The sequence below is a fragment of the Bacillus proteolyticus genome (assembly GCF_001884065.1).
Taxonomy (GTDB): domain Bacteria; phylum Bacillota; class Bacilli; order Bacillales; family Bacillaceae_G; genus Bacillus_A; species Bacillus_A proteolyticus.
In genome coordinates, this window is the sequence record NZ_MACH01000167.1 from 13953 (window position 1) to 39691 (window position 25739).

General features: G+C 37.1%; 23 protein-coding genes and 3 other annotated features. Of the genes, 7 read left to right on the plus strand and 16 right to left on the minus strand.

Annotated features, from left to right (window positions below; genetic code table 11):
- Positions 1 to 15: 15 nt before the first annotated feature.
- The 11 genes from BAQ49_RS29925 to zapA all read right to left on the minus strand — a co-directional run bounded on the left by BAQ49_RS29925 (position 16) and on the right by zapA (position 14394).
- A complete protein-coding gene (locus BAQ49_RS29925; protein WP_071748248.1) occupies positions 16 to 786 on the minus strand; it encodes an ABC transporter ATP-binding protein in 771 nt (256 codons plus the stop codon).
- Positions 776 to 1759: a FecCD family ABC transporter permease gene (locus tag BAQ49_RS29930; RefSeq protein ID WP_071748249.1), complete on the minus strand. Its 984-nt coding sequence runs from the start codon at positions 1757 to 1759 to the stop codon at positions 776 to 778. The genes BAQ49_RS29925 and BAQ49_RS29930 overlap by 11 nt, the downstream gene beginning before the upstream one ends.
- 27 nt (positions 1760 to 1786) lie before the next feature.
- A complete protein-coding gene (gene isdE / locus BAQ49_RS29935; protein WP_071748250.1) occupies positions 1787 to 2668 on the minus strand; it encodes a heme ABC transporter substrate-binding protein IsdE in 882 nt (293 codons plus the stop codon).
- Between the two features lie 69 nt (positions 2669 to 2737).
- The gene (locus tag BAQ49_RS29940) at positions 2738 to 5485 is read right to left on the minus strand and encodes an NEAT domain-containing hemophore IsdX2 (protein WP_071748386.1); all 2748 of its coding nucleotides are present in this window, start codon (positions 5483 to 5485) and stop codon (positions 2738 to 2740) included.
- Positions 5486 to 5540: 55 nt separating this feature from the next.
- Positions 5541 to 6251 (minus strand): heme uptake protein IsdC, encoded by a 711-nt coding sequence (gene isdC, locus BAQ49_RS29945; RefSeq protein WP_071748251.1) that lies wholly within the window; start codon positions 6249 to 6251, stop codon positions 5541 to 5543.
- A gap of 489 nt (positions 6252 to 6740) precedes the next feature.
- Positions 6741 to 8066: a branched-chain amino acid transport system II carrier protein BrnQ6 gene (gene brnQ6, locus BAQ49_RS29950; protein WP_071748252.1), complete on the minus strand. Its 1326-nt coding sequence runs from the start codon at positions 8064 to 8066 to the stop codon at positions 6741 to 6743.
- A gap of 118 nt (positions 8067 to 8184) precedes the next feature.
- Positions 8185 to 8436, minus strand: a binding site (T-box leader).
- Between the two features lie 107 nt (positions 8437 to 8543).
- Positions 8544 to 9233, minus strand: a complete 690-nt coding sequence (locus tag BAQ49_RS29955; RefSeq protein WP_071748253.1) for a 23S rRNA pseudouridine(2604) synthase RluF — start codon at positions 9231 to 9233, stop codon at positions 8544 to 8546.
- Positions 9234 to 9429: 196 nt separating this feature from the next.
- Positions 9430 to 11790 (minus strand): endonuclease MutS2, encoded by a 2361-nt coding sequence (locus BAQ49_RS29960; RefSeq protein WP_071748254.1) that lies wholly within the window; start codon positions 11788 to 11790, stop codon positions 9430 to 9432.
- Positions 11791 to 11809: 19 nt separating this feature from the next.
- On the minus strand, positions 11810 to 13528 hold the full coding sequence (gene polX / locus BAQ49_RS29965) for a DNA polymerase/3'-5' exonuclease PolX (RefSeq protein ID WP_071748255.1): 1719 nt from the start codon (positions 13526 to 13528) through the stop codon (positions 11810 to 11812).
- 55 nt (positions 13529 to 13583) lie between these two features.
- Entirely contained in the window at positions 13584 to 14123 is a 540-nt protein-coding gene (locus tag BAQ49_RS29970) for a CvpA family protein (protein WP_071748256.1), read from the minus strand.
- Position 14124: 1 nt separating this feature from the next.
- Positions 14125 to 14394: a cell division protein ZapA gene (gene zapA, locus BAQ49_RS29975; RefSeq protein WP_071748257.1), complete on the minus strand. Its 270-nt coding sequence runs from the start codon at positions 14392 to 14394 to the stop codon at positions 14125 to 14127.
- A 124-nt stretch (positions 14395 to 14518) separates the two neighbouring features.
- On the opposite strand from zapA, the gene rnhC reads away from it, so the two are divergent.
- The 3 genes from rnhC (at position 14519) to BAQ49_RS29990 (ending at position 16075) form a co-directional block, all read left to right on the plus strand.
- Positions 14519 to 15454, plus strand: a complete 936-nt coding sequence (gene rnhC, locus BAQ49_RS29980; RefSeq protein ID WP_071748258.1) for a ribonuclease HIII — start codon at positions 14519 to 14521, stop codon at positions 15452 to 15454.
- Between the two features lie 115 nt (positions 15455 to 15569).
- Complete coding sequence (locus BAQ49_RS29985) at positions 15570 to 15839, plus strand: hypothetical protein (protein ID WP_071748259.1); 270 nt, start codon at positions 15570 to 15572, stop codon at positions 15837 to 15839.
- Positions 15840 to 15892: 53 nt separating this feature from the next.
- Complete coding sequence (locus BAQ49_RS29990; protein WP_083595983.1) at positions 15893 to 16075, plus strand: hypothetical protein; 183 nt, start codon at positions 15893 to 15895, stop codon at positions 16073 to 16075.
- Between the two features lie 215 nt (positions 16076 to 16290).
- On the opposite strand, the gene BAQ49_RS30000 is transcribed toward BAQ49_RS29990, so the two are convergent.
- The 5 genes from BAQ49_RS30000 to BAQ49_RS30020 form a co-directional block, all read right to left on the minus strand.
- Positions 16291 to 16425, minus strand: a complete 135-nt coding sequence (locus tag BAQ49_RS30000) for a YuzL family protein (protein ID WP_000039594.1) — start codon at positions 16423 to 16425, stop codon at positions 16291 to 16293.
- Positions 16426 to 16516: 91 nt separating this feature from the next.
- Complete coding sequence (gene asnS, locus BAQ49_RS30005; protein ID WP_000432181.1) at positions 16517 to 17908, minus strand: asparagine--tRNA ligase; 1392 nt, start codon at positions 17906 to 17908, stop codon at positions 16517 to 16519.
- Between the two features lie 52 nt (positions 17909 to 17960).
- Positions 17961 to 18212 (minus strand) — a binding site (T-box leader).
- A gap of 276 nt (positions 18213 to 18488) precedes the next feature.
- Positions 18489 to 20909, minus strand: a complete 2421-nt coding sequence (gene pheT, locus BAQ49_RS30010; RefSeq protein ID WP_071748260.1) for a phenylalanine--tRNA ligase subunit beta — start codon at positions 20907 to 20909, stop codon at positions 18489 to 18491.
- Positions 20910 to 20927: 18 nt separating this feature from the next.
- Positions 20928 to 21962 (minus strand): phenylalanine--tRNA ligase subunit alpha, encoded by a 1035-nt coding sequence (gene pheS / locus BAQ49_RS30015; RefSeq protein ID WP_000388217.1) that lies wholly within the window; start codon positions 21960 to 21962, stop codon positions 20928 to 20930.
- A 43-nt stretch (positions 21963 to 22005) separates the two neighbouring features.
- Positions 22006 to 22234 (minus strand) — a binding site (T-box leader).
- Between the two features lie 62 nt (positions 22235 to 22296).
- Positions 22297 to 23094, minus strand: a complete 798-nt coding sequence (locus tag BAQ49_RS30020; RefSeq protein ID WP_071748261.1) for a TrmH family RNA methyltransferase — start codon at positions 23092 to 23094, stop codon at positions 22297 to 22299.
- A gap of 82 nt (positions 23095 to 23176) precedes the next feature.
- Between BAQ49_RS30020 and sspI the strand changes: the two genes are divergently transcribed.
- The 4 genes from sspI to BAQ49_RS30040 all read left to right on the plus strand — a co-directional run bounded on the left by sspI (position 23177) and on the right by BAQ49_RS30040 (position 25728).
- Entirely contained in the window at positions 23177 to 23386 is a 210-nt protein-coding gene (gene sspI / locus BAQ49_RS30025) for a small acid-soluble spore protein SspI (RefSeq protein ID WP_071748262.1), read from the plus strand.
- A gap of 330 nt (positions 23387 to 23716) precedes the next feature.
- Positions 23717 to 24274: an HD domain-containing protein gene (locus BAQ49_RS30030; RefSeq protein ID WP_071748263.1), complete on the plus strand. Its 558-nt coding sequence runs from the start codon at positions 23717 to 23719 to the stop codon at positions 24272 to 24274.
- A gap of 162 nt (positions 24275 to 24436) precedes the next feature.
- Positions 24437 to 25150 carry a CPBP family intramembrane glutamic endopeptidase gene (locus BAQ49_RS30035; RefSeq protein WP_071748264.1) on the plus strand — a complete coding sequence of 238 codons (714 nt, stop codon included), beginning with the start codon at positions 24437 to 24439 and terminating at the stop codon, positions 25148 to 25150.
- 203 nt (positions 25151 to 25353) lie between these two features.
- Positions 25354 to 25728 (plus strand): ammonia permease, encoded by a 375-nt coding sequence (locus tag BAQ49_RS30040; protein WP_071748265.1) that lies wholly within the window; start codon positions 25354 to 25356, stop codon positions 25726 to 25728.
- Positions 25729 to 25739 lie beyond the last annotated feature (11 nt).

Consider the following 25739-nt stretch of genomic DNA (forward strand, 5'->3'; position numbering starts at 1 on the left):
GGATTGTTCATATATTTAAATACCCATTGGTACCATATACAACCCTGTATCCTTATCGTGCTTTACAACAACGTCTACACCATATATCGTTTTAATCATACCTTCCGTTACGACTTCACCTGGCTTACCCTTCATCACAATTTCTCCATCTTTCATAACGATAATATGATCGCTATAACGGATTGCTTGATTAATGTCATGTAATACCATAACAATCGTTAAACCATGTACTTCATTTAACTCTTTCACTAACTCTAATATTTCAAGTTGATAATAGATATCTAAATACGTCGTTGGTTCGTCTAAGAACAGCATGGGTGTATTTTGCGCTAATGTCATCGCAATCCAAACACGTTGCCTTTCTCCACCAGATAATGCATGTATTGGCTTATCACGCTTATCTTGTAATCTCGTACACGCCAATGCTCTTTCGATCGCTTCGCTATCCTCATCAGTTTGTGTAGAAAAAATATTTTTATATGGCATACGCCCAAAACTCGTTAATTTCTCAACTGTAATATCTGATGGCGCCTCATTTTGCTGATGAACGACCGCTAGCTTTCTAGCAAATTCTTTCGGCTTATACTGGCTAATGGCTTTCCCATCTAGCATTACTTCCCCGCTATGGGGATTATGATTTCGCGACATAACACCTAGTAACGTTGATTTCCCACAACCATTTGGGCCAATAATTGTTGTAATTTTTCCAACCTCTATCTCACTACTAACAGACTTTAAACGATCTGTTACATTGTCATACGAAAAGGTTACATTTTTAATTTCCATGAACTTTATCACTCTTTCTAAGCAAGAATATTAAGAATGGACCACCAATAACCGCCATAATTGTTGCTGCTGGAATTTCATTAGGTGGCACAATTAACCTCCCGATTGTGTCTGCCGTTAAAATTAATAACGCACCTGCAAGGGCTGAAAACGGAATAAGTACTTTATGATCTGATCCAACCAATTGCCTTGAAATATGCGGGATAAGTAATCCAACGAAAGCGATAACGCCCGCAATCGCAGTTGATACTGCCGCTAAAAGTACTGCAATGGCAGAAATAATAAGACGAACTCTCGTCACGTGCAAGCCTAAGTTTTTCGCAGTCTTATCTTGTAGTGATAATAAGTTACACCATGCTCCTACAAACAGAGCGAGAATAAGGCCAATCGTCCCATATGTAACCATTATTTCTACATCGCCCCACGTCTTCATTGTTATGTTAGAAGTCGTCGTTTGCTTAATACTCTTAATAAAATATCCACAAATCGTAACGAATGATTCATTTAATCCAGTAAACATCGCATTAATAGCAATACCAATTAAAATAATGCGTAGTGGACTTAATCCTGACTTCCATGAAAATGCATAAACGAGATAACATGCAAACGCACCACCTAAAAAGGCGAATACTGGTGTCCAGAAAAAGAATTGCGGGAACAACGTAATAATAACGAGTGTCATAAAACTTGCTCCAGAAGATATACCGATTACCCCAGCATCAGCAAGTGGATTTTTCATAACAGCTTGAAAAAGCACACCTGAAACAGCCAGAGCTGCTCCAGTAAATAGTGCAATAACAATACGTGGGAAACGTAAATCTTTAATCACTTCAACATCTTCATTTCCCCCTGTAAATACCCCTTGTACAAGCTCAACAATACCTACTTCTAAACTCCCTTTCATCGCTGACAATGATGTCATAACAATAAGCAATGCAGTAACAATGAGGAAACTCCAAGTTTTTTTATTCATTCCACTCTTCCTTTATATTAAAATGCATCACTGATACATCATTTTTTTCAATTCATCTAACGCTTCAATTGCTGCTAAATTACCTGTCGTTCCAAATAAACGCTCTTCTAAATCGTAAACACGGTTATTTTTAACTGCAGCGAAGTGCTTCCAAATGTCATTTGTTTTAAATTCTTTATCAAACATTTTTACAACTTCATCAGGCATACCATGAGCTGCTCGTAAAATAATATCTGGATCAGCTTTCTTTAAATACTCTGTATTAGAGGCTAAATACTCTACTTGTTCACCTTGCACAATATTTTTACCACCTAGTTGTTTCACTAAATCTCCAATATAAGAATGCTCTGTTGCTACTAAATAACTCCCCGGCACACCTAATAAAATAAGCACTGTCGGTTCTTTCTTTCCTTTTACTTCTTTTTGAATGCTAGCAACCTTTTTGTCTAACTTAGTTACAACTTCTTCAGCCTGCTTTTCGCGTCCATATTTCTTACCTAAATCGCTAATGGAATTTTGCATATTTTTCAAGCTTGTTAAATCTAAAAAGTTTGCTTTCATACCCACACCATCAAAAACTGGCTTTAATTCATATTTAAGTGTTGTCACAGATAACACCTCTGACGGCTTTAATGATTTTACCTTTTCCATATCAGGACTCATCGGATTCCCAACTTCAGGTAAACCTTTATATCGCTTCGGTAAAGTTTTAGAACTTGTTGGGACACCAACTAACTCTACTTCTAACGCATCCATAATTTCAGTAACAGCAACTGTCGTTGCAACAATTCGCTCTTTACTATCACTCTTTACCTGCTTCGCTGTTTCTTTTTTTGGTGATGAGCACCCAGCTATACTCATTAACAGAATGATAGCCATTAGTACACTTGCGATTTTCTTCACTCTCAATCACCACTCCTTTCAATACAATATGAAACAAGTCTTGATGCACGCGAACACGCATCAAGACTCCAAAAATTACAATCTACCAGCTCTATATTTACGAACTAATAAAGCAAGTGACCCTAGCAGTAGCACCATGTATAAACCAAGTTGTGCTGTATCTGCAGTTTTTGAGTTTTTCTCTTTTTTTGAATCATTTTTTTGATCTTCTTTTTTCTTCTTATCATCCGCATTTCGGTTGAAATCAGGAGTACTTACTGTTTTTACATTATCTACTTTCGGTGTAGTCACTGGGGTTTTCGGTTCATTCTTTGGCTCTTCTTTTACCGTTCCTATAGTACCGATCTTCGTCGTATCAAATTGAATTTGTACGTCATAGAAGTGATGGTAGTTCATTGAATCGATATCTACTTTTACTTTTGCATTTAATTTTGCAAATAAATCAGCTACTTCAAACTCTACTACCCTTGTATTGGCAGCCTTATCTTCACTTACTACTTTTGCATCAACAAATGCACCAGCGTTTTCTGTTTGGAACTTCGTAATCCATGCACTATCTTTCAGTGTCACCGCAACATATTTTTTGCCATCTTTCACTGTTAATCTCGCTGGATTTAGAACATATTGATTCATCATTGAAATCTCATCAGTTTGATCTTTTAACACTTTAAAAGCAATATCGTACTGACCGTCTTTTAAATTTTTCGGATCAACTGTTGGGTTTTCATTTAGATTATTCGTTCCATCTTGGTTATTGTTTCCACCTTGGTTGTCATTTCCGCCTTGGTTATCGTTTCCGCCTGGAATGTTGTTTCCATCTTGGTTATCGTTTCCGCCTGGAATGTTGTTTCCATCTTGATTACCTAAAGCTTTAATACTACCTTTATCAAATGCAAATTGAATATCGTAGACATGATGATAGTTCATTGCATCGATATCTACTTTCACTTTTGCATTTAGCTTTTTCGATAAATCATCTACTTCCACTTCTACTACTCTTGTATCTTGCTCTTTACTTGTACCTAATACCTTTGCATCGACGAACGCGCCATTCTTTTCAAACTCAAACTTTGTAATCCATGAGCTATTCGTTAATGTGAAGGATACATACTTCTTACCATCTTTCACTTTTAATACGCCCGGACTCTTCGTATATGTGTTCATCATTGAAATTTCTTCGGTTTTATCTTTTAACACTTTAAAACCGATGCTGTATTCACCGTCTTTAAGAGCATTTGGATCAATTGTTGTGTTATTGTCTTGGTTGTTGTTTCCACCTTGGTTATTGTTTCCGCCTTGGTTGTCACTTCCACCTTGGTTGTGGTTTCCGCCTTGGTTGTCGTTTCCACCTTGGTTGTTGTTTCCGCCTTGGTTGTCGTTTCCACCCTGGTTGTCATTTCCGCCTTGGTTATCTAACGGCTTAATGCTATCTTTATCAAATGCAAATTGAATATCGTAAAAATGGTGATAATTCATTGAATCGATATCTACTTTTACTTTTGCATTTAACTTTTTCGATAAATCCGGTACTTCTACTTCCACTACGCGTGTATCAGCTTTTTTATCTTCACTTATTACATTTGCATCAACAAACGAACCATTTTTCTCAAATTCAAACTTTGTAATCCAAGCACTATTCGTTAACGTAAATGATACATACTTCTTACCATCTTTTACTTTTAATACACCTGGATTTTTTGTATATGTGTTCATCATTGAAATTTCGTCTGTTTGATCTTTTAATGTTTTAAAATTGATGCTGTATTCACCATCTTTAATTGTTTCAGCATCCGGTTGCTTGTCTCCATCTGGTTGTTTGTCTCCGTCTGGTTGTTTATCTCCATCTGGTTGTTTGTCTCCGTCTGGTTGTTTGTCTCCGTCTGGTTGTTTGTCTTCACTTTTAATTGGTTCAAGTTTATCTTGATCAAATACAAGTTGTACGTCATGAGTTTGCTTGTAATTTCTTGATGCCATCTCAATAAATACTTTTGTATTTAGTTTTTTTGATAAATCAGCTACTTCAAACTCTACTACTCTTGTATCTTTTTCTTTATCTTCACTCACTACTTTTGCATCAACAAATGCACCATCTTTTTCCGTTTGGAAATTTTTAATTAATGAGCTACTTTTTAGCGTTACAATCGCTTTTTCCTTACCATTTTCTACTTTCAATACCCCTGGATTTTCCATGTAAGTATTCATTTTAGATTCTTCATCTGTTTTATCTTTTAACACTTTAAATGGAATGCTGTACGCACCATCTTTAATTGTGTTAGAATTTGGTTGTTGATCTGAGTCAGGCTTTTGGTCGGGCTTCTGACTTGGATCCGGATTTTCATTTGGATCTGGCTTATTAGCTGGGTCCTCTTTTTCATCTGGTTTTTCTACATGAATTGGTGTAATGCTATTTTGATCGAATGAAATACGAATATCATAGTAATGATGATAATTAAAAGCATCAATATCAACTTTTACTTTTGCATTTAATATTTTTTCTAAATCTTCTACATCAAATTCTACTACTCTTGTATCGTTTTCTTTATCTTCACTCACTACATTTACATCAACGAATTGGCTACCTTTTTCTGTTTCAAACTTCGTAATCCATGAACTATGTGTTAACGTAAAGGATACTTTCTTTTTCCCATCCTTCACTTTCAAAGTCCCCGGGCTTACAGAATATTGATTCATCATTGATTCTTCATCTGATGTATCTTTCAAAACTTTGAAACCGATTGAATATTCACCGTCAGCTAATTGGGTAGCTGCTTGAACTGCAAGTGGTTGTAGCGTTGATACGAATGTGAATATCGTTAGAAACATTGCAACAACAATTTTCAAATACCTGTTCAATAGAATGACTCTCCTTTTTTTAATTTTATTTACTTAACTTCACTTTACGGACTAAGAAAACACCTGAGATAAGAACTAACGCTGCAAATAATCCAATGCGTGCATCATCACCTGTTTTTGGGTTATCTGTTTTTTCGGCCTTGCTACTCTCATTTGTTCCTTTATTTACATCTTTGTTTGTTTCTTTACTCTCTTCTTTCTTTTGCTCTTCTTTTACTTGTCCATCTTTTTTAGTTTGATCATCAGTTTTTGTTACACCAGCTGCATTGTTATCGCCACCTACAGCTTTTACGTTTGCATCAAATGCAAAACGAATTGTGTAATGATGGTCGTAGTTTGCACTTGGTACAACAACATGAATTTTTACTCCTAACGGTTTAGATAGATCATCAACTTTAAATTCAACTGTTCTTTTATCTGCTGCTTCGTCCTTGCTAATTACTTTTGAATCAACGAAATTACCATTCTCTGGTGCTTTAAATTCTGTAATCCAAGCACTATGATTCATTGGAACTTGTACTCTCATCTCACCATTTTTTACAATTAACTTAGCTGGTTTTTCAAAATAATCATTTGCCATTGAAGCTGAATCATCTTCCGCCTTTTTGATAACGTAGTTAATATCGTAAGTACCGTCAGCTAATTTTGCTGAAGCTTGTCCAGATGGCATTACGAGAAAAGCTAGCATACATACTAACGTTATAATAAATGCAGGTATTACTGAAAACTTTCTCATTTTGCTTACTTCCTCCTTGTTTATCTTTCGTTTTATAATTTGAAAATGATAATTATTCTCAATTTATAAGAAAAAAATAATCTCTTCTACCTTTATTTAATTGTCATTACTTTATGTAATATAAGTGTCGTTGATTATCATTCTCACTAGAGGTCAAAAAATATAATATCCCTCAATATTTCCTATAAAAAGCACTCTAAAATAATTCAATTACTTTAATGATTATCATTCTCAACAGACTACAAAAAAAATAAACTACCTATTCTATTGTTCTATCACCCCTTCTTCCAAAAATGATATAGTCATAGAAAACCTCTTCCCTTGCTCCCGTCACTTCCCTTCCAATATTTCCACAACTAAGTCAATCTTAGCCTAATGCTAATTTTTTTGTCAACTATATTACGTATGAAATTTTTAATATCTGAATTTCTCTATGTATGACTTTTTCTACAAAAAAAGAGACTTTCTATTATAGAAAGCCTCTTTTCTCTATTTTTCTACAGCAACTTCTTGTTTCTTGAACATAGAAATTACATAGCCAATCGCTACACCAACTATAGCGGGAATTAACCAGCCAATTCCTACACTGTATAATGGTATCTTATCTAAAATAGGTGCTAATGCTGCAATTTGAAGGTTCGCATTGTGCAATCCATCAAAGAAACTGATTGCGAACGCTCCTACAATACCGCCTACATACATTGCTAATGGAAGACGAACGTAATTTTCAACAAGTGATAATACGATAAGTACGATACCAATTGGATAAATTGCAATTAAAATTGGTAATGCTAATGCGTTTAACTGAGTTAAACCAAGATTTGCTACCATAAATGCTAATACACAGAAAATAAAAATGACTTTTTGATAAGAAAGCTTCGGTAATAACGAAGAGAAATATTCCCCACAAGCTGCAACAATACCTACAGAAGTTGTTAAACATGCTGCTGTAATCGCGATACCTAATAATAAAGTTCCGTAACTTCCAAATAAATGATTCACAACGTTTGTTAAAATAATTCCTCCGTTTGCTCCCATTCCAAGTGAAACACTAGAAGCTCCAAGATACGCAAGCGCTAAATACACAAGTAGTAAACCAAGTGCTGCAATAAATCCTGCAAAGATTGTTACTTTCGCAATACTGTTCTTATTTGTAATGCCTTTTGCTTTTAAAGCATTAATCACAACATTTCCGAAAACAAGTGCTGCAAGTCCATCTAAAGTTAAATATCCATCAATAAAACCTTTAAAGAGTGGAGCACTATATGCTTCTGTCGGTGCACCAAACTCTCCAATTGGTGGAATAAGTGCTTTCGCTACAATAATTGCAATAACAGCTAATAAAATTGGAGTTAACACTTTACCAATGCGCCCCACTAATTTCGATGGGTTTAAAGCTAAATAGAAAGTTACTGCAAAGAAAATAAATGTAAAGATAACAAGTGGATATGATTGACCAGCTATCTCACTTGGTAAAAACGGTGCAACACTCATCTCATAGGCAACTGTTCCTGTACGCGGAACACTTACAAATACGCCTAAACATAAATATATTGCAGTGATAAAAACTAGTGCGAATACAGGGTGTACACGTCCCGCTAGCTCATTAATATCTCCCTTTAGAGCTATAACAATTACCCCTAATAAAGGTAATCCAACACCTGTTACGATAAAACCAAACAAAGCGATCCATACATCAGTTCCAGCACCTTGCCCTAACGCTGGTGGAAAAATCATATTGCCTGCGCCAAAAAATAGTGCAAATAACATTAAACTTATTGCAAACATCTCAGAAAACTTTAAAGATGATTTCATTTCTACTAACCTCCTAATTAATCATTTAATTAACAAAATATTCTGAATTTAAATCCGTCACATATCCTCTTTCAAACATACTTCCCTATAAAAGAACGCAAAAAGCACCCGTCCCTAACAAAGGGACGAGTGCTGAAATCGTGGTTCCACCCTTATTCTAATAAAATGAATTTATAACGAAATAAGCTCATTTTATAGCTCGTGTAAATTGATAACGGTTTTATCCGCCAAGAATTACAATGCATCATGCAGTTCACTCTTGAAGTTTAGAGGTGGTAAGTATATCTTTCCGTATTAGGAAGCTCACAGCCTAAGGCTTCCCTCTCTGAAAATCGTAAAAAACAACTCATGTCCTCATCATTACTTTTATTAAATATCTTGTCGAAACTTGTTGTTTTTTATTATATGGGCTATTTTCAAAAAAATCAATAGTTTTATTTTTTCTGACAAAAAAATATAGGGAGAAAACTTTTCTCCCTATAACTGCCCTATTAATATTTCTAATTCCCCAGCTGTAATGTCTCGCCATTTTCCTACTCCAAGCTCATTTAGCTCTATATTCATAATGCGAACTCGCTTTAGCTTTGTTACTGTATACCCGAAAGCACGGCTCATTCTACGAATTTGTCTATTCATTCCTTGCGTTAAGACGATGCGAAATGTAGATTGATCGACTCTCATCACTTTACATGGCTTCGTCATACCATCTTTAATCTTTACACCGCTGGACATCTCATCAATAAACCAATCAGTAAAAGGCTTATCGACCGTAACAACATATTCCTTCTCATGCTCATGATCACCATGCAAAATCTGGTTAGCAATAGAGCCATCATTCGTTAATAAAATAAGTCCTTCCGATGCCTTATCTAATCGCCCAACAGGAAAGATTCGCTCTGGATAATTGATATAATCAATAATATTATCTTCAATATGATCGGCGGCTGTACAAGTAATTCCGACTGGTTTATGGAAGGCAATATACACCTTTTCTTTCTCTTCTTTTGCAATAACCTGTCCATCAATCGTTACTACATCACCATCGCTCACGAGTGCACCGTGCGTACATATTTCACCGTTAATAGCCACGCGTCCCGCTTTAATAAGGCGGTCTGTTTCTCGTCTTGAGCAGGATTTTGCTTCGCTTATGTATTGGTTGATTTTCATAGCTTATTCCTTTTCGTATATATTAAAAGCGTCAATCTATGGCAATATCACTCTGCCACGATTGACGCTCTTTCACTTCGCAAAAACAACTAAATAAATAACCCCAATCACCAAAAATATTCCGCAACAAGCTAACAATACTTTTGCAAGTTTGTCCATAAACATATAATGGTTTCCCCTTTTGTTTGGTTGTTTGCTATTTTAATTCGACAACTGTTACGCCTAGGCCTCCCTCGCCCATGTCACCGTAGCGGTAGTTTTTCACGCCGCGATGTTTCTTCAAGTAATCTTGTACACCTTGGCGAAGCGCTCCAGTTCCTTTACCGTGAATAATTGATACGCGTGGATAGCTTGCAAGCTGTGCATCATCTAAATATTTTTCAACGCGCATCATTGCATCTTCATAACGTTCACCGCGAAGATCGAGCTCTAACGAAACGTGATAATCTCTACCCTTCACACTTGCGACTGCTTTTTTCTCTGTTTGTTTCGGTGTATTAATGTATTCCATATTGGATTCTTTCACTTTCATCTTCAGAATACCAATTTGTACGCTCCACTCTGTATCACTTACTTTTTCAAGTAGTTGACCTTTTTGACCGAACGTTAACACTTTTACTTCATCGCCTGCTCGTAATTGTTGTTTCGGCGCAGTGTTTTTCACGTTTACTTTTTGTTTCTTCACAAGCTCTGGCGCTGCTCCTTCTAGACGGCTCTTCGCTTCAATAAGCTCATGGTCTTTCACGTTTACAAGCTGTGCTTTACGCAATTGACGAAGTTCTTGAATAATGCCTTCTGCTTCTTTCTTTGCAGCTTCGACTTTTTCTTCCCCTTCTTTTTGCGCTTTTAATAATTTTTCATCGCGCTCATCGTTAAATTCAATAATTTGACGCTGTAATTCGCGATGAAGTTTTTCAGATTGCTTGCGAAGTGCTTCTGCTTCGTTCCAGTCACGCTCTGCGTTCTTTTGACTTTCTTCTAACTTCGCAATCATATTTTCAATTTTATTTGTATCTGTACTAATATGGTTACGTGCTTGATCGATAACTCGATCAGATAATCCAAGACGTTTCGAAATTTCAAAGGCATTACTACGTCCTGGTACACCGATTAATAATTTGTACGTTGGGCTTAATGTGTTCACATCAAACTCAACACTCGCATTAATAACTTGCTCACGGTTATATCCATATGCTTTTAACTCTGGATAATGCGTTGTTGCAACAACGCGAGCACCGCGGTTACATACTTCATCCAAAATTGAAATTGCTAGTGCAGCCCCTTCTTGTGGATCTGTTCCAGCACCTAATTCATCGAATAAAACTAAGCTTTCAAAATCAGCTTTTTCTAAAATATCTACAATGTTCACCATATGTGAGGAGAATGTACTTAAACTTTGTTCAATCGATTGCTCATCACCGATATCAGCAAAGATATTTTTAAATACACAAATCTCTGACTCGTCCATCACTGGAATGTGAAGACCAGATTGCGCCATTAATACACAAATACCAACGGTTTTCAGCGTAACTGTTTTACCACCTGTATTCGGCCCTGTAATAACAATTGTTGTGAAGTCTTTACCGAGCATAATATTATTTGGCACGATAATTTCCGGATCAATAAGCGGATGACGTGCTTGTCTTAAATCCATGTAACGCTCGTTATTTACGATTGGCTTCGTTGCTTTAATTCGCTTCGCATAAAAAGCTTTCGCAAATATAAAGTCAAGATTAGCAACTACTTCTACGTTAGATAAAACGATATCCGCTTCTACTGCCACTTCTTCTGTTAACATCAATAAGATGCGTTCAATTTCTTGTTTTTCTTTCACTCGTGCTTCTTGAAGCGCATTATTTAACTCTACAATGACTTGTGGTTCAATAAATAACGTTTGCCCAGAAGCTGATTGATCGTGAACAATACCGCCATATACGCTGCGGTATTCTTGTTTTACTGGGATTACGTAACGTTCGTTACGAATCGTTACAATCGCGTCAGATAGCATCTTTTGCGCGTTTGAAGAACGCGTCATATTTTCTAACTTTTCACGAATACGGCTTTCCGCAGTACGAATTTGAGTACGAATACCACGTAGTTTATCACTCGCACTATCGACTACTTCTCCACCGTCACCAATGCAATTTGTAATTTTCTTTTCTAAATCATATAAAGATACAATTTGAGCGACATGAGTTTCTAAAATTGGCAACTCGACACCATTATCAACCATATCTTCAATGAAACGTTTCATATTGCGACTACCATACATCGTATTGGCAATATCAAGTAGTTCATTTGGGCTTAACATACTTCCAATCTTTGCACGCTTCACATTTGAGCGAATATCCGTAATACCACCTAATGGTGCACTACCTTTTAAACGAATGACTTTCGCAGCTTCATCCGTCGTATCTTGCAGTTCTACAATTTCTTCAAAATCTGTGCTTGGTACTAAATTCTTCACCTTGTCACGGCCAAGTGAAGAGGCTGTATGTTCAAGTAATTGTTCTTTTACTTTATTGTATTCTAATACACGCAACGTTCTTTCTAACATGTTGCAGGTCCCCCTTGTGTTACTTATTACGTTTAATATAGTCTAATAAACGTTCAATATCCCATGTGTTAATTACGTTATCTTTTTGAATCCAACCTTTACGTGCTGCTGCTACACCTGTTTCCATATCTTCTAACATTTCAAGTGTATGAGCATCCGTATTAATCGCTACTTTTACACCAGCATCTTGTGCTTGTTTTAATAATTTCGCGCTTAAATCTAGACGGTTTGGGTTTGCATTTAATTCTAAAACTGTATTTGTTTCTTTTGCGAGCTGGATTAATAAATCTGTATCTACATCGTAACCCTCGCGGCGCCCAGGAAGACGACCTGTCGGATGGGCAATCATTGTGACATGCTTATTCTCAAGCGCAGTGCGAAGACGTTTCATAATCGTTTCACGGTCTTGTGAGAAGCTAGAGTGAATCGCTCCAATGACATAATCTAATTCTGCTAATACTTCATCATCAAAATCAAGCGAGGCATCTGGTAAAATGTCCATTTCAATTCCGCGTAAAATTGTAATGTCTGGATACTTTTCATTCATACGCTCAATTTCTTTCGCTTGCTCGCGAAGACGCTCTTTCGTTAAACCATTCGCTACTTTCAAGTATTGCGAGTGGTCCGTAATCGCCATAAACTTATATCCACGAGCACGGCATGCTTGTACCATTTCTTCAATTGAAAAGGCACCGTCACTCCATGTTGTATGCATATGTAAATCACCTTGTATGTCAGAGAACTGAATTAAGTGCGGATACTCTTTAATTAATTCAATTTCCTTTCCATCTTCACGTACTTCTGGCGGAATAAACGGAAGGCCGAAATGAGCAAAGAACTCCTCTTCTGTTTCAAATGTTTTTACTTCACCTGTTTCCAGATTCTCTACACCGTACTCACTAATTTTCTCGCCTTTATCTTTGGCGATTTGGCGCATTTTTACGTTATGGTCTTTTGATCCTGTGAAATGGTGAAGAGTTGTAATAAACTCTTCTGGTTTTACTAAGCGGAAATCAATTGAAATATCGTATTCATATTGAAGACGAACAGAGACTTTCGTATCTCCACTTGCAATCACTTCAATCATATTATCAAACTGTAATAAATGTTCACGTACTACTGCTGGCTCCGTCGTTGCAATAATGAAATCTAAATCTTTCACTGTCTCACGAACACGGCGTAAGCTACCAGCGCGAGAGAAACGAATCACTTCAGCAATATTCGACAATTTCTCCTCTATTTCCCCGGCAATAGGCAATACCATTGCAATTGGTAAACGCTCTGGACGAGATCCCACTTGATCAATTGCTTCTAATATTTTCTCTTCTGTTTTCTTACCGAAACCTGCTAAAGCTTGTACTTTATTTTCCTCGCAAACAGCTTTTAGCGATTCCATATCAACAACACCAAGTTCTTTGTATAACTTAGCTACCTTCTTACCACCAAGGCCCGGAAGTTTTAATAACGGTAATAAACTGCTTGGTACTTCTTTTTCAAGTTCCTGTAATACTTCAGATGTTCCCGATTCTATATATTCTTGAATAACTGCTGCCGTTCCTTTTCCGATGCCGGGAATCTTTGTGAAATCTTCAATTTCAGAAAGACTACGATCATCACTTTCTAGTGCTGCTGCTGCTTTACGGAATGCAGATATTTTAAATGGATTCGTCCCCTTTAATTCCATAAAAAGCCCGATTGTCTCTAGTAATTTAATAACTTGTTTTTTATTTACTTTCATCATTGTCCCGCCTTTCTTTCATAGAAAAAAACTTCTCTTTCCGAAAAAAGAGAAGTTATACTTTGCTACCTGTCTGCCATAGTTCCTTCACCTTTTCAGAAAGAATCGGTGTATCGTCTACAATTATTTTGCTAATTGATGATTTTTGTAATGGTGTTTGTATTTGCTCAATCGGAAGAATGTTTCCAACGATAATTAAGACAAATAAAATAATATACACTTCTAAAAATCCGAGGATTGCCCCCGCAAACGCATTCACTTGCTTTAAAACCGGTATTTCTGCAAACATATTTAACAAATTACCAAGTAATGAAAGTGCGATTTTTGTAATAATAAATAATAAGATAAACGCAATTGCTTGATAAAATACTGTTTCAATATTATTTGCATCAATCCATTCTGGAACAGATACATTTTTATCAAATGGATACGGAATAAATTTCGCTAGTGCTGGCGCTAAATCTTTACAGTACCAGTATGCAACAAGGTATGCGATAATAAAGCTTGTTAACTTTACAAGTTGCAGAATAAACCCTCTGCGTAAGCCAAGGAAAAATCCCATAACAAGCAGTAAAATGATAATAATATCAATCATGTTATTCCATTCCTTTTTGTGTCATACTTTCTTTCAATTTCTCATGTTCTTCTTTTAATTTTATGTAATCGTGTATGACGTTTACCGCCGTCAATACCGCTAGTCTACTCGTATCAAGCGAAGGATTCTTGGCATTGAGTTCGCGCATTTTATCATCCACAATCGCTGCTACCATGCGGATATGACTTGTACTTTCATCGCCAACAACTGAATACTGTTGGCCATATATTTCTACATTAATTCGACTTTTTTTTCCCTTTTGTTGTGACAACTCACCGGCCTCCAATCACGTACAGAATCCTAAAGTTTATAATACCATGAACCATCATAATATGGAAACAGAAAGAACAATCCGATATGATAAAAATAACAATATAAAAAAAGGAGCGAACATATTGTCAAATTCTATCGTAATACAAACCAGTTCTACAGTAATTGAAGACATGAAACAACAATATAAACAAGCACTAAGCCCGAAAATTCCACAAGGCGGTATCTTTATGGCAAAGGTGCCATCTTGCACGATTACAGCGTATAAATCTGGAAAAGTAATGTTCCAAGGTGGACGTGCTGAAGCAGAAGCTTCTCGTTGGCAAACTGTCTCTCAAACACCGAAAACAGCTGTAAAAAAATCGGTCGATTCACACCGTTATGCACCACCTGCTTCCATCGGTACAATGTCTATCGTAGGGTCAGATGAAGTTGGTACTGGTGATTTCTTCGGACCGATGACAGTAGTTGCTGTATATGTTGACGCAAAGCAAATTCCACTTTTAAAAGAGCTTGGTGTAAAAGACTCTAAAAACTTAAATGATGATCAAATTACCGCTATTGCGAAACAACTTCTACACGTTGTTCCTTACAGCTCTCTTGTCCTTCATAATGAAAAATATAACGAGCTATTTGATAAAGGAAACAACCAAGGTAAGCTAAAAGCTTTACTACACAATAAAGCTATTACAAACTTATTAGCTAAAATTGCCCCTACAAAACCTGAAGGCGTCTTAATCGATCAATTCACACAACCTGATACATACTACAAATATTTAGCAAAACAAAAGCAGGTTCAGCGTGAAAATGTTTACTTCGCGACGAAAGGCGAAAGCGTCCATTTAGCAGTAGCCGCTGCTTCTATTTTAGCTCGTTACTCATTCGTAAAACAATTTGACGAACTAAGTAAAAAAGCTGGTATGCCGCTTCCAAAAGGTGCTGGTAAACAAGTTGATATTGCAGCCGCTAAATTAATCCAAAGGCTTGGTAAAGAAAGATTACCTGAGTTTGTGAAACTGCATTTTGCTAATACGGAGAAGGCGTTTCGCTTATTAAAATAGTATCGACAAAAACAGGAGCCTACAAACTCCTGTTTTTTGTTTCACCCTACTATCACCCTTATATTTTTGTTACAATATAAATATACAGATTATTCAAACTAAGGAGAGGGTCCCATTGCTACTTCTACAAATGATTCTAAATATTTTACTAGGCGATCCACACGAAAGACAGTTCGAAATTAGAGAAAACATTCAGCTACTAAGTGAACAACCAGCCTTCAACGATTTAATAGAGCGCTATGGCCGATCTTTCTTATTAAACTTTCGGATTCGAAGATTTATCGGGAAACACGATGCCCGCTTGTTAATACATAATCCAGCAAAACTACAACACTTCTGTGAGGAACTCGAATTTATGATTAGAAGAAAAGGATTGTTTGCATAAGGAGGGAATTCATATGAACGCTGTAAAAGTTATTATATGTTCTAGTACACCTCGTGGGCCCGCTTTCTTTCCTCACTATTTCTATCATTTGGGGAGCTTTTTTCACTACTAAATCCACATTCGAAAATATATCTGATAGTCTTTGTGTGATGGCCATCTATTACGTGCTCATGAGCTTAATGTGGTTTTTCTATTTAGATCGATTAGACAAAGATGTAGATAAAGTGAAACTTTAATCAGTGGGGGTTTTGTTCATCCCCCACTGATTATTAGCCCACACCAATCGGGCTTTTACGAGCAGTTGATCCCCCACCTAACTTCTTCGCTTTCGCTGAATTTTGAGGTGGGGGTCTTACTGCCCGCTAATGCGGGATAAAATTACAAAAGAGATTCATGATAATAAGATGTAATACATAAAAAAGGAGAGCCGCCAAGACTCTCCCTTTTTATGTTAGCTTCGTTTCTGCTTCTTATTTGATGAAGATACTTTATGAGAACCTGTTTCATGTGTCGTCGTTCCTTGTCCTTCTACTTCTGGAGAACCTAGGCTCGATCTTGAATGATCTTTTTTCACTTTTTTACTCATTTATATTCACCCCTTCGCGTTACTTTTTGCTACGAGGTAATAAACTATTCAAAATAAAAAGCGAGAGGAAATCCTCTCGCTTTTGTATATTTTAGAATTCAGAAGAACCTGGAGTTCTTGGGAATGGAATTACGTCACGGATGTTAGCCATACCAGTGATGTACATTAGGAAGCGCTCGAAACCTAGACCGAATCCAGCGTGTTTTGTACCGCCGTATTTTCTAAGTTCTAAGTACCACCAGTAGTCCTCTTCGTTCATACCTAATTCTTTAATTCTGTCTACTAAAACGTCCATTCTTTCTTCACGTTGGCTACCGCCGATTAATTCGCCGATGCCAGGAACTAGAAGGTCAGTAGCAGCTACTGTTTTACCATCTTCGTTCATACGCATGTAGAATGCTTTAATGTCTTTCGGATAGTCTGTTACGAATACAGGGCGTTTGAAGATTTCTTCTGATAAGTATCTTTCGTGCTCTGTTTGTAAGTCAATACCCCATTCTACTGGGTATTTAAAGTCAGCACCTGATTCTTGAAGTACTTTAATTGCTTCTGTATAAGTGATACGACCGAAGTCAGAGTTAATTACGTTGTTCATGCGCTCTAGAACTGTTTTATCAACGAAGCTGTTGAAGAAGTCCATTTCTTCTGGTGCATGTTCTAATACATATTTCATTGCATATTTCAGCATATCTTCTGTAAGATCCATTACATCGCCTAATTCAGCAAATGCAATCTCAGGCTCAACCATCCAGAACTCAGCTGCATGGCGAGTTGTGTTTGAGTTCTCCGCACGGAATGTAGGTCCGAATGTGTATACATCACGGAATGCTAATGCATAAGCTTCAGCGTTCAGCTGTCCACTTACTGTTAAGTTTGTTTCTTTACCGAAGAAGTCTTTTGATTCATCAACTTGTCCGTCTTCACCTTTTGGTACGTTGTTTAAATCTTGCGTTGTTACGCGGAACATTTCGCCAGCACCTTCTGTATCACTACCAGTGATGATTGGTGTGTGAACATGTACGAATCCACGCTCTTGGAAGAATTGGTGAATCGCAAATGCTGCGATAGAACGTACACGGAACGTTGCAGAGAATGCATTTGTTCTTGGACGTAAGTGAGCGATTGTACGTAAGTATTCAAACGTATGACGCTTCTTTTGAAGTGGGTAATCAGAATCTGATAAGCCCTCGATATCAATTTTTTCTGCTTTAATTTCAAATGGTTGCTTCGCTCCAGGCGTTGCAATTACTTTACCTTCTACTTTAACTGAAGAGCTAAGTGGAAGTTTTGCAATCTCTTTGAAGTTCTCTAATTCTGTATCGAAAACGATTTGAACGCTTTTGAAGAAGCTACCATCGTTTAATTCGATGAAACCAAATGCTTTTGAATCACGTAAGTTACGAATCCACCCTGATACTTGTACTGTTTGATCTGCATACTTTTCTGTATCTCTATACAGACTTTTTACTAATGTGTTTTCCATAGTGAAATTCTCCTTTGCTGATATATTTAAATACAAAAAAACCTTTCATCCATAAAGGGACGAAAGGTTAAACTTCGCGGTACCACCCAATTTGTCATAAAGACCAACTTTAACTCGTATGTAATACATACTTCCCGGTTTGTAACAGGCCGGATTCCCGTCTAAGTCTACTCTTGAATACAAGATCCAATTTCGGTTAGCAACTCCAAGGTGTTCTTCATATATACCGCCTCATCAGGCTCTCACCGTCCCTGACTCGCTATGGATTATAGTATATACTACTTTTCCTTATCATCGTCTTTCATTTTGTTAAACTAAAATTAATGTACTACATTCGAGAGAAAGATGCAAGATGCCAGAAAATATATCAGCGATTTTTGCAATATATCGATCGCAACTTCAAATATATCGGCGATTTTTGCAATGTATCGATCGCAACTTCAAATATATCGGCGATTTTTATAATATATCGACCGTAACTTCAAATATATCAGCGATTTTTATAATATATCGACTTACCGACAACTTTCGACATTCGCATCATAAAAAAAATTGCCGGAATTAATCCGGCAATCTTTTATTACTTACGTAACTCCGCACCAAATTTCTCTTCTACCGCTGTTAATACACGGTTATGTGCTTCTGTTACTTCTTCATCTGTTAATGTACGTTCTGCATCGAAGTAGTTCATAGAGAATGCAAGTGATTTCTTGCCTTCTTCCATTTTCTCACCTTCATATAAGTCGAATAGTGTTACGTCTTTCAGAAGTTCTCCGCCAGCTTCAGCAATGACTTGCTTCATTTCACCAGCTTTTGTTTCTGTTGTTACGACAACAGCCATATCACGTGTCATAGATGGGAAACGTGGAATTGCTGAGTAGTAAGTTTCCTCTGCGTCTGCACCGAATACTTTTACAAGAGATAGTTCGAATACGAATGTATTTTTCACATCTAATTGTTTTTCTGTTTCTGGGTGCAATTGACCGATGAATCCGATTACTTCGCCATCTAATACGATGTCAGCTGTACGACCTGGGTGCATACCTTCACGTTTTGCTGGTGCATATGTGATTTGGTTTGCAACGCCTAGTACGTCGAATAATCCTTCTAGCACACCTTTCACAACGAAGAAGTCTACAACTTTCTTCTCACCTTGCCATGCATGGTGAAGAGCCAGACCTGTCATAACACCTGCAAGATGTTGTTCTTCTTTCGGAAGTTCTCCTGCTTCTGTTGGTAAGAAGACAGAACCTACTTCGTATAAAGCAACGCTATCGTTTTTACGTGCAACATTGTATGAAACTGCTTCTAACAATTGTGGCACTAAGCTTAAACGAAGTTGGCTACGCTCTTCGCTCATTGGAAGTGCAAGATTTACAGGAGCTTTTTCGTTTGGCTCAACCATATATTGTTTCGCTTTGTCAGCGCTTGTTAATGAGTACGTGATTGCTTCATATAAACCAGCGCCTTCTAGGAAGCGGCGTACTTTACGACGTTTCGTCTGTGCTGATGTTAATTTACCACGTGTCATCGTTCCAGAAGGTAATGTAACTGGAATGTGATCATAACCGTACAGACGACCTACTTCTTCTACTAAGTCTTCTGAAATTGTAATGTCAGGACGACGTGCTGGTACATTTACAAGGAATGTTCCTTCTACTTCTGTGAATGGGAATTTTAAGTTTGTGAACATTGTACCCATTTCACTTGCAGAAATATCTGTTCCTAATACACGGTTGACTTTCTCAGCTGTAACAGATACTGTACGCTCTTCTACTTGTAAGTTATCAGCTTCTACTACACCTTCAAGTGCTTCACCGCCAGCGTATTTTGCCATTAAAGCAGCTGCATGTTGAATCGCTTCAAATGTGCGTGTTGGGTCAATCCCTTTTTCGAAACGTGCACTTGATTCACTACGAAGACCTAAGTCTTTTGATGTACGGCGCACAGTTTGTCCTGCAAAGTATGCAGACTCGATTAGAACGTTTACTGTGTCATTTGTAACTTCAGAATCAGCTCCGCCCATTACACCAGCAACAGCTAAAGCTTTTGTGCCGTTTGTAATTACAAGGTGGTGGCTTTGTAATGTACGTTCTTGATCATCTAACGTTTCAATTTTTTCGCCTTCTTTTGCAAGACGAACAACGATTTCTTTTGAACCTAATTTATCGTAATCAAATGCATGTAACGGTTGACCGTATTCCATTAAAATGTAGTTTGTAATATCAACTACGTTGCTAATTGGACGAATGCCAGCTGCCATAAGACGAGTTTGCATCCAGATTGGTGATGGACCAATCTTTACGTTTTTAACCATTTTTGCAATATATAATGGGTTTTCTTCTTTCGCTTCTACACTTACAGAAATGTAATCAGAAGTTTTTTCTGCTGTTTCTTGTAAGTCGATAGCTGGAAGTTTCACTTCACGGCCGTAAATAGCAGCTACTTCATATGCAACACCTAACATGTTTAAGCAATCTGCACGGTTTGGTGTTAAACCAAGCTCAAGTACTTCATCGTGTAAGTTTAAAATTTCAAGTGCATCTGCACCAACTTCAGCGTCACTCGGGAAGATGAAGATACCATCTGCATATTCTTTTGAAACTAACTTTCCATCAATACCAAGCTCTTGAAGCGCACAAACCATACCGTGAGAAGCTTCACCACGTAGTTTTGCTTTTTTAATTTTGAAGTTACCAGGAAGTACAGCGCCAACTTTTGCAACCGGTACTTTTAAACCTTTTGCAATATTAGCAGCTCCACAAATAATTTGTACTGGCTCTTCTTCACCGATATCGATTAAGCATTTGCTTAATTTATCAGCTTCTGGGTGTTTTTCACATTCTAATACGTGACCAACTACAACACCTTTTACACCTTTATTTAATACTTCAACACCTTCTACTTCAATACCACTTTTCGTGATTTTGTCTGCTAGTTCTTGTGCTGTTACATCTTTAATATCTACATACTCTTGTAACCAACGATATGATACGAACATATTTATCCTCTCCTTCCCTTACGCTCGTTTGAATTGTTGTAGGAAACGTACATCATTTGTATAGAAATGACGAATGTCATCTACGCCGTATTTCAACATTGCGATACGCTCTGCGCCCATACCGAATGCGAAACCTTGATATTCTTTTGAATCATAACCAGCCATTTCAAGTACGTTCGGGTGAACCATACCCGCGCCTAAAATTTCAATCCAGCCAGTTCCTTTACATGTGCCGCAACCTTTACCGTGACACATCATACAAGAAATATCCATCTCTACAGATGGCTCTGTGAATGGGAAGAAACTTGGACGAAGACGGATTTCACGATCTTCACCGAACATCTTTTTCACGAATACTTGCAGTGTACCTTTTAAGTCACTCATGCGAATGTTTTTATCAATTACAAGACCTTCAATTTGCATGAACTGGTGTGAATGCGTCGCATCATCGTCATCGCGGCGATACACTTTACCAGGACAAATAATTTTGATCGGGCCTTTTTCTTTATTATTTTCCATCGTACGTGCTTGCACAGAAGATGTATGTGTACGTAGTAACGTTTCTTCTGTAATGTAGAATGTATCTTGCATATCACGCGCTGGGTGATCTTTCGGTAAGTTTAATGCTTCGAAGTTGTAGTAGTCTTTTTCTACTTCTGTTCCTTCAGCTACTTCATAACCCATACCGATAAATACATCTTCAATTTGTTCAACAACAGCTGTTAACGGATGGTGACAACCTGTTTCAACAGGACGACCTGGCAAGGTAACATCAATTGTTTCAGTAGCCAATTTCGCTTCAATTACTGCTTTTTCTAAGTTACCAATTTTGTCGTCTAGACGCGTTTGAATCGCTTCACGTACTTCATTTACTAATGCTCCCATACGTGGACGCTCTTCTGCTGATAATTTTCCCATGCCGCGTAATACTTCTGTAATTGGGCCTTTCTTCCCTAAATACGCTACGCGTACATCGTTTAAGCCTTTTAGCTCTTTCGCTTCTTCAATAAGCTCTAACGCTTTTTGCTTTAGCTCTTTTAAACGTGCTTCCATTTGGAACCCTCCTAATTTTAAAAATAAAAAAACCTCGCTCCCAAAAAGGGACGAGGTAAATTCGCGGTACCACCCTAAATTGACAGAACAAGTCTGCCCACTCATTAGTTATAACGATCAATTCTGACCGGAACGCCTTTACATATAAATGGTCCTGGCGTCAACTCCAGAGGTGAATTCACTTCCGTCTACCATAAGAATGCTTTCAGTCTACGGCACTCTCTCCCTATATGGCGATTTTGTAAGCTACTCTTCTCTATCAACGTTTTTCGTTATTTAACTTTTATTGTATGTTCATTACGAACGTATACTTCAACTTATTATAAGAAGTTTTTTATTTGTTCGCAACTGGGCTTTGTAAATAATATGTTAAAATCCCTGCTGCAACCGCAACATTTAATGATTCTGCCCCGCCATAAATCGGAATATACAAGTTTTGATCAGTTTTTGCAAGAATTTCTTGGCGTACGCCGCTTCCTTCATTTCCTACAATTAATGCAAAACTTCCGGCCGGTGTTACTTCAACGTGCGGAACTCCATTTTCAAGAGCTGTTCCATATACAGGAACGTTATTTTCTTTTAACTTGTCTACCCATTCTTCTAAGTTCCCTTTTACAACCGGTAAGTGGAAAATAGAACCTTGTGTAGATCGTAGTACTTTACTATTATAAACATCAACGCACCCTTCTCCAAGCACAACGGCATGAATACCAGCTGCATCAGCTGTACGAATAATTGTTCCTAAATTACCTGGGTCTTGAAGGCCGTCTAATAAAAGAAATTTCCCATCAATAAGAGCTACTTCTTTCTCATGTTTCTCACAAACAGCAAATACTCCTTGCGTTGTTTCTGTTTCGCGAAGTACTTTTACAATTGCTTCAGGCACGATATACATTTCAACATCATTAACTGTCCAATCTTTCGGAAGATCTGTCTGATCTGAAACGATAAGTTCCGTTACAACTCCCGCCTTTAAAGCTTCCTCTACTAAATGGAATCCTTCTACAAAAAATAAACCTTTTTTATCGCGCTCTTTTTTCGTCTGCAGCTTCTTCCACTGCTTCACACGCGGATTTTGTACTGAATCAATGTTTTTCATAATATGTATTTCCCTCTCTTCTTGTCTTATCATTATAGCCTATTTTTCATACATATTTACATAAAAAAGAACAAAAACTAACGTCAGTTTCAATTCTGAAGAAGAGGTGAAAATCATGAGTTTTAATTTACGCGGCGCTGTATTAGCGAATGTGACTGGAAATTCACAAGACCAATTACAAGAAACGATTGTCGATGCAATTCAAAGCGGTGAAGAAAAAATGCTTCCAGGTCTTGGCGTTTTATTCGAAGTCATTTGGAAAAATGCTGGTGAAAATGAAAAACACGAAATGCTAGAAACACTGGAGCAAGGATTAAAAAAATAAGTAATTTGAAAATCACCTTAGCATAAGCCGAGGTGATTTTTTTACGAAAAAAATTTTTTTCTTCTCCTAAACATTTCTACTTTACTAACGCTGATTGATGGAGTACAATGTTCAAAATACATTTAAACCGATCGATTTTCTTTATAGACACCATTAGATAAAGTGAAACTTTAATTAGTGGGGAGGGGTGTTAATCCCCACTAATTATTAGCCTTCACCAATCGGGCTTTTACGGGCAGTTGATTCCCCACCTAACTTCCTCGTATTCGCCGAATTTTGAAGTAGGAATCTTACTGCCCGTTAAAGCGGGATAAAAGGAGTGAATGTTTTATGCATCGTATTACGCTTGAACAAGTTTTTAAACATCACATTACACAAAAATATGTAAACCGTTCTGGAATGGTCCACGCGATTGCTGTCGCTTACCATGCGTTTCACCTAGCTAAAAAGCATCACGCCTCAGTCGATGCTGCGACAAAGGCTGGTTTCCTTCATGATATCGGACACCATACGTGGTACACAGGGGGCGAATGGGACTATGATTTGTATAAAAAGAATGATATACATGCAATTAAAGGAGCAGAAAGAGCTCATAAATTGCTTATTAGATTAGGAGAACATCCGAAACTAGCAAAAGAAATTTCCGTTGCCATTCTTCTGCACACCGATTCTTTCCTACTAGAACAAACGCTTGAAAGAACCCCTCTACAAAACGTTATTAAGTGGGCGGATGAAGCCGATGAAGAACCGGGCGGGGCACATCATTATAGAACGATTTCTTATGACAAAGCATTGAAAGCAATTCAACAATTAGACCGGTTGGTAGAGCGTGAATTGCAAATAGAGCAATCGAAATCGAATAACAAGGCAGAACGCATTTACCAATGAGAAAGAGGCATCACTACAGTGTGATACCTCTTTTATTATTTTCCCCTAAAAAATACACGGAATATTTCAAATTTGAATCTTGTATGTAATATTTAAACGTAACATTCCAAATTCAAATCAATTATAATTTTATATATAAATATAAAGAGGTGATTTGAACATATGCAACCCGCTACACAAATTCCACACGAACAGAACAACTCCATGTCATGGTTACAATTTCTTGGAGTTTTATTCATTCTCTTCCCATGTCTCTCATTAATAAATATACTCCTTACACTTTTACCTATTGAGTTATATGGATACATTAACCCAGATACAAATAAATTTTTGCTTGATTCTATAGAAAATGTAAGTTATGAATTAGTTGCCTTACTTTTACTAATCGTATTTATCACGAAATATAAACCACTGAAAGAACTAGTATTACCTATATTTGATTTTCGAGTTTTAAAATCTTTTCAGATGTACATCTATGTTCTCATTTATTATGTACTCACCCTATTTGTAGATATGCTTGTGTTAGATAAATTATTCCCTTCATCCGTACAAGAACAGTCTGATGCATTGCAACTTTCAACACTAGAGCACTATCCACTTCTCTTACTTCTAGCTGGTGGGATTTTTGCACCTATTTTTGAAGAGCTTGTATGCAGAGGTATTCTTCTTCGTTTTTTCGAAGAGAAGTTTACCTTTTGGCCAGCTGTAATTCTCTCAAGTTTAATTTTCGGTATTGCTCATACGTACTCTGTGGGAATTATGGTTAGCGCATTTATGACGGGAATATTTGCTTGTTTATTGTACAAACAAACTAAATCTGTTATTCCAGCTATACTATTACATATTTTAACTAATATAATCGCCTTTTCAACGTAAAAAAGAGGTATCATCACGATACCTCTTTCACTCTTTTATAACAACTTCAAACGCTGCTCCCGTCACACTATCCCCTAGCTTTTCTAAGAGCCAATAACACATCATCCATACATTCCTATCAAATTATTCATTTTCATTAATAATATCCAAAATAAACCTCATGTAGTAAAATATTACTTAATTAACATAAAAGGAGTTTACATATGTTCAGTATTATTTGGATGCTTTTCATGCCACTTCTCATGTTGTGCGGAATTGCTGGTGGTATTTTTTTAGTGGTAACCGGAATTATTCATCGTAAATTCCTTGCTATTTTAATGGGGATTATTTGCTGCTCATTCGTTATAATGCCTTTTATTTTTTTGAACAAAGGTATAAACGGAGAGGATGTTCTTCATATTCCAGCGGTTCTATATTGGATGCTTTTCTCTCTAGCTGGTTTATTAGCAGGGATTAATGGGGCACGTTCAAAAATTAAAAGTATACGTAATATGGGATTCATTATTTTCTCGTTAGGACTGTTCGCAGCTATTTGTTATCAGCTCATGTCTATGCCTGATTCATATTTCATTCGTTAAGGAGTTATTAC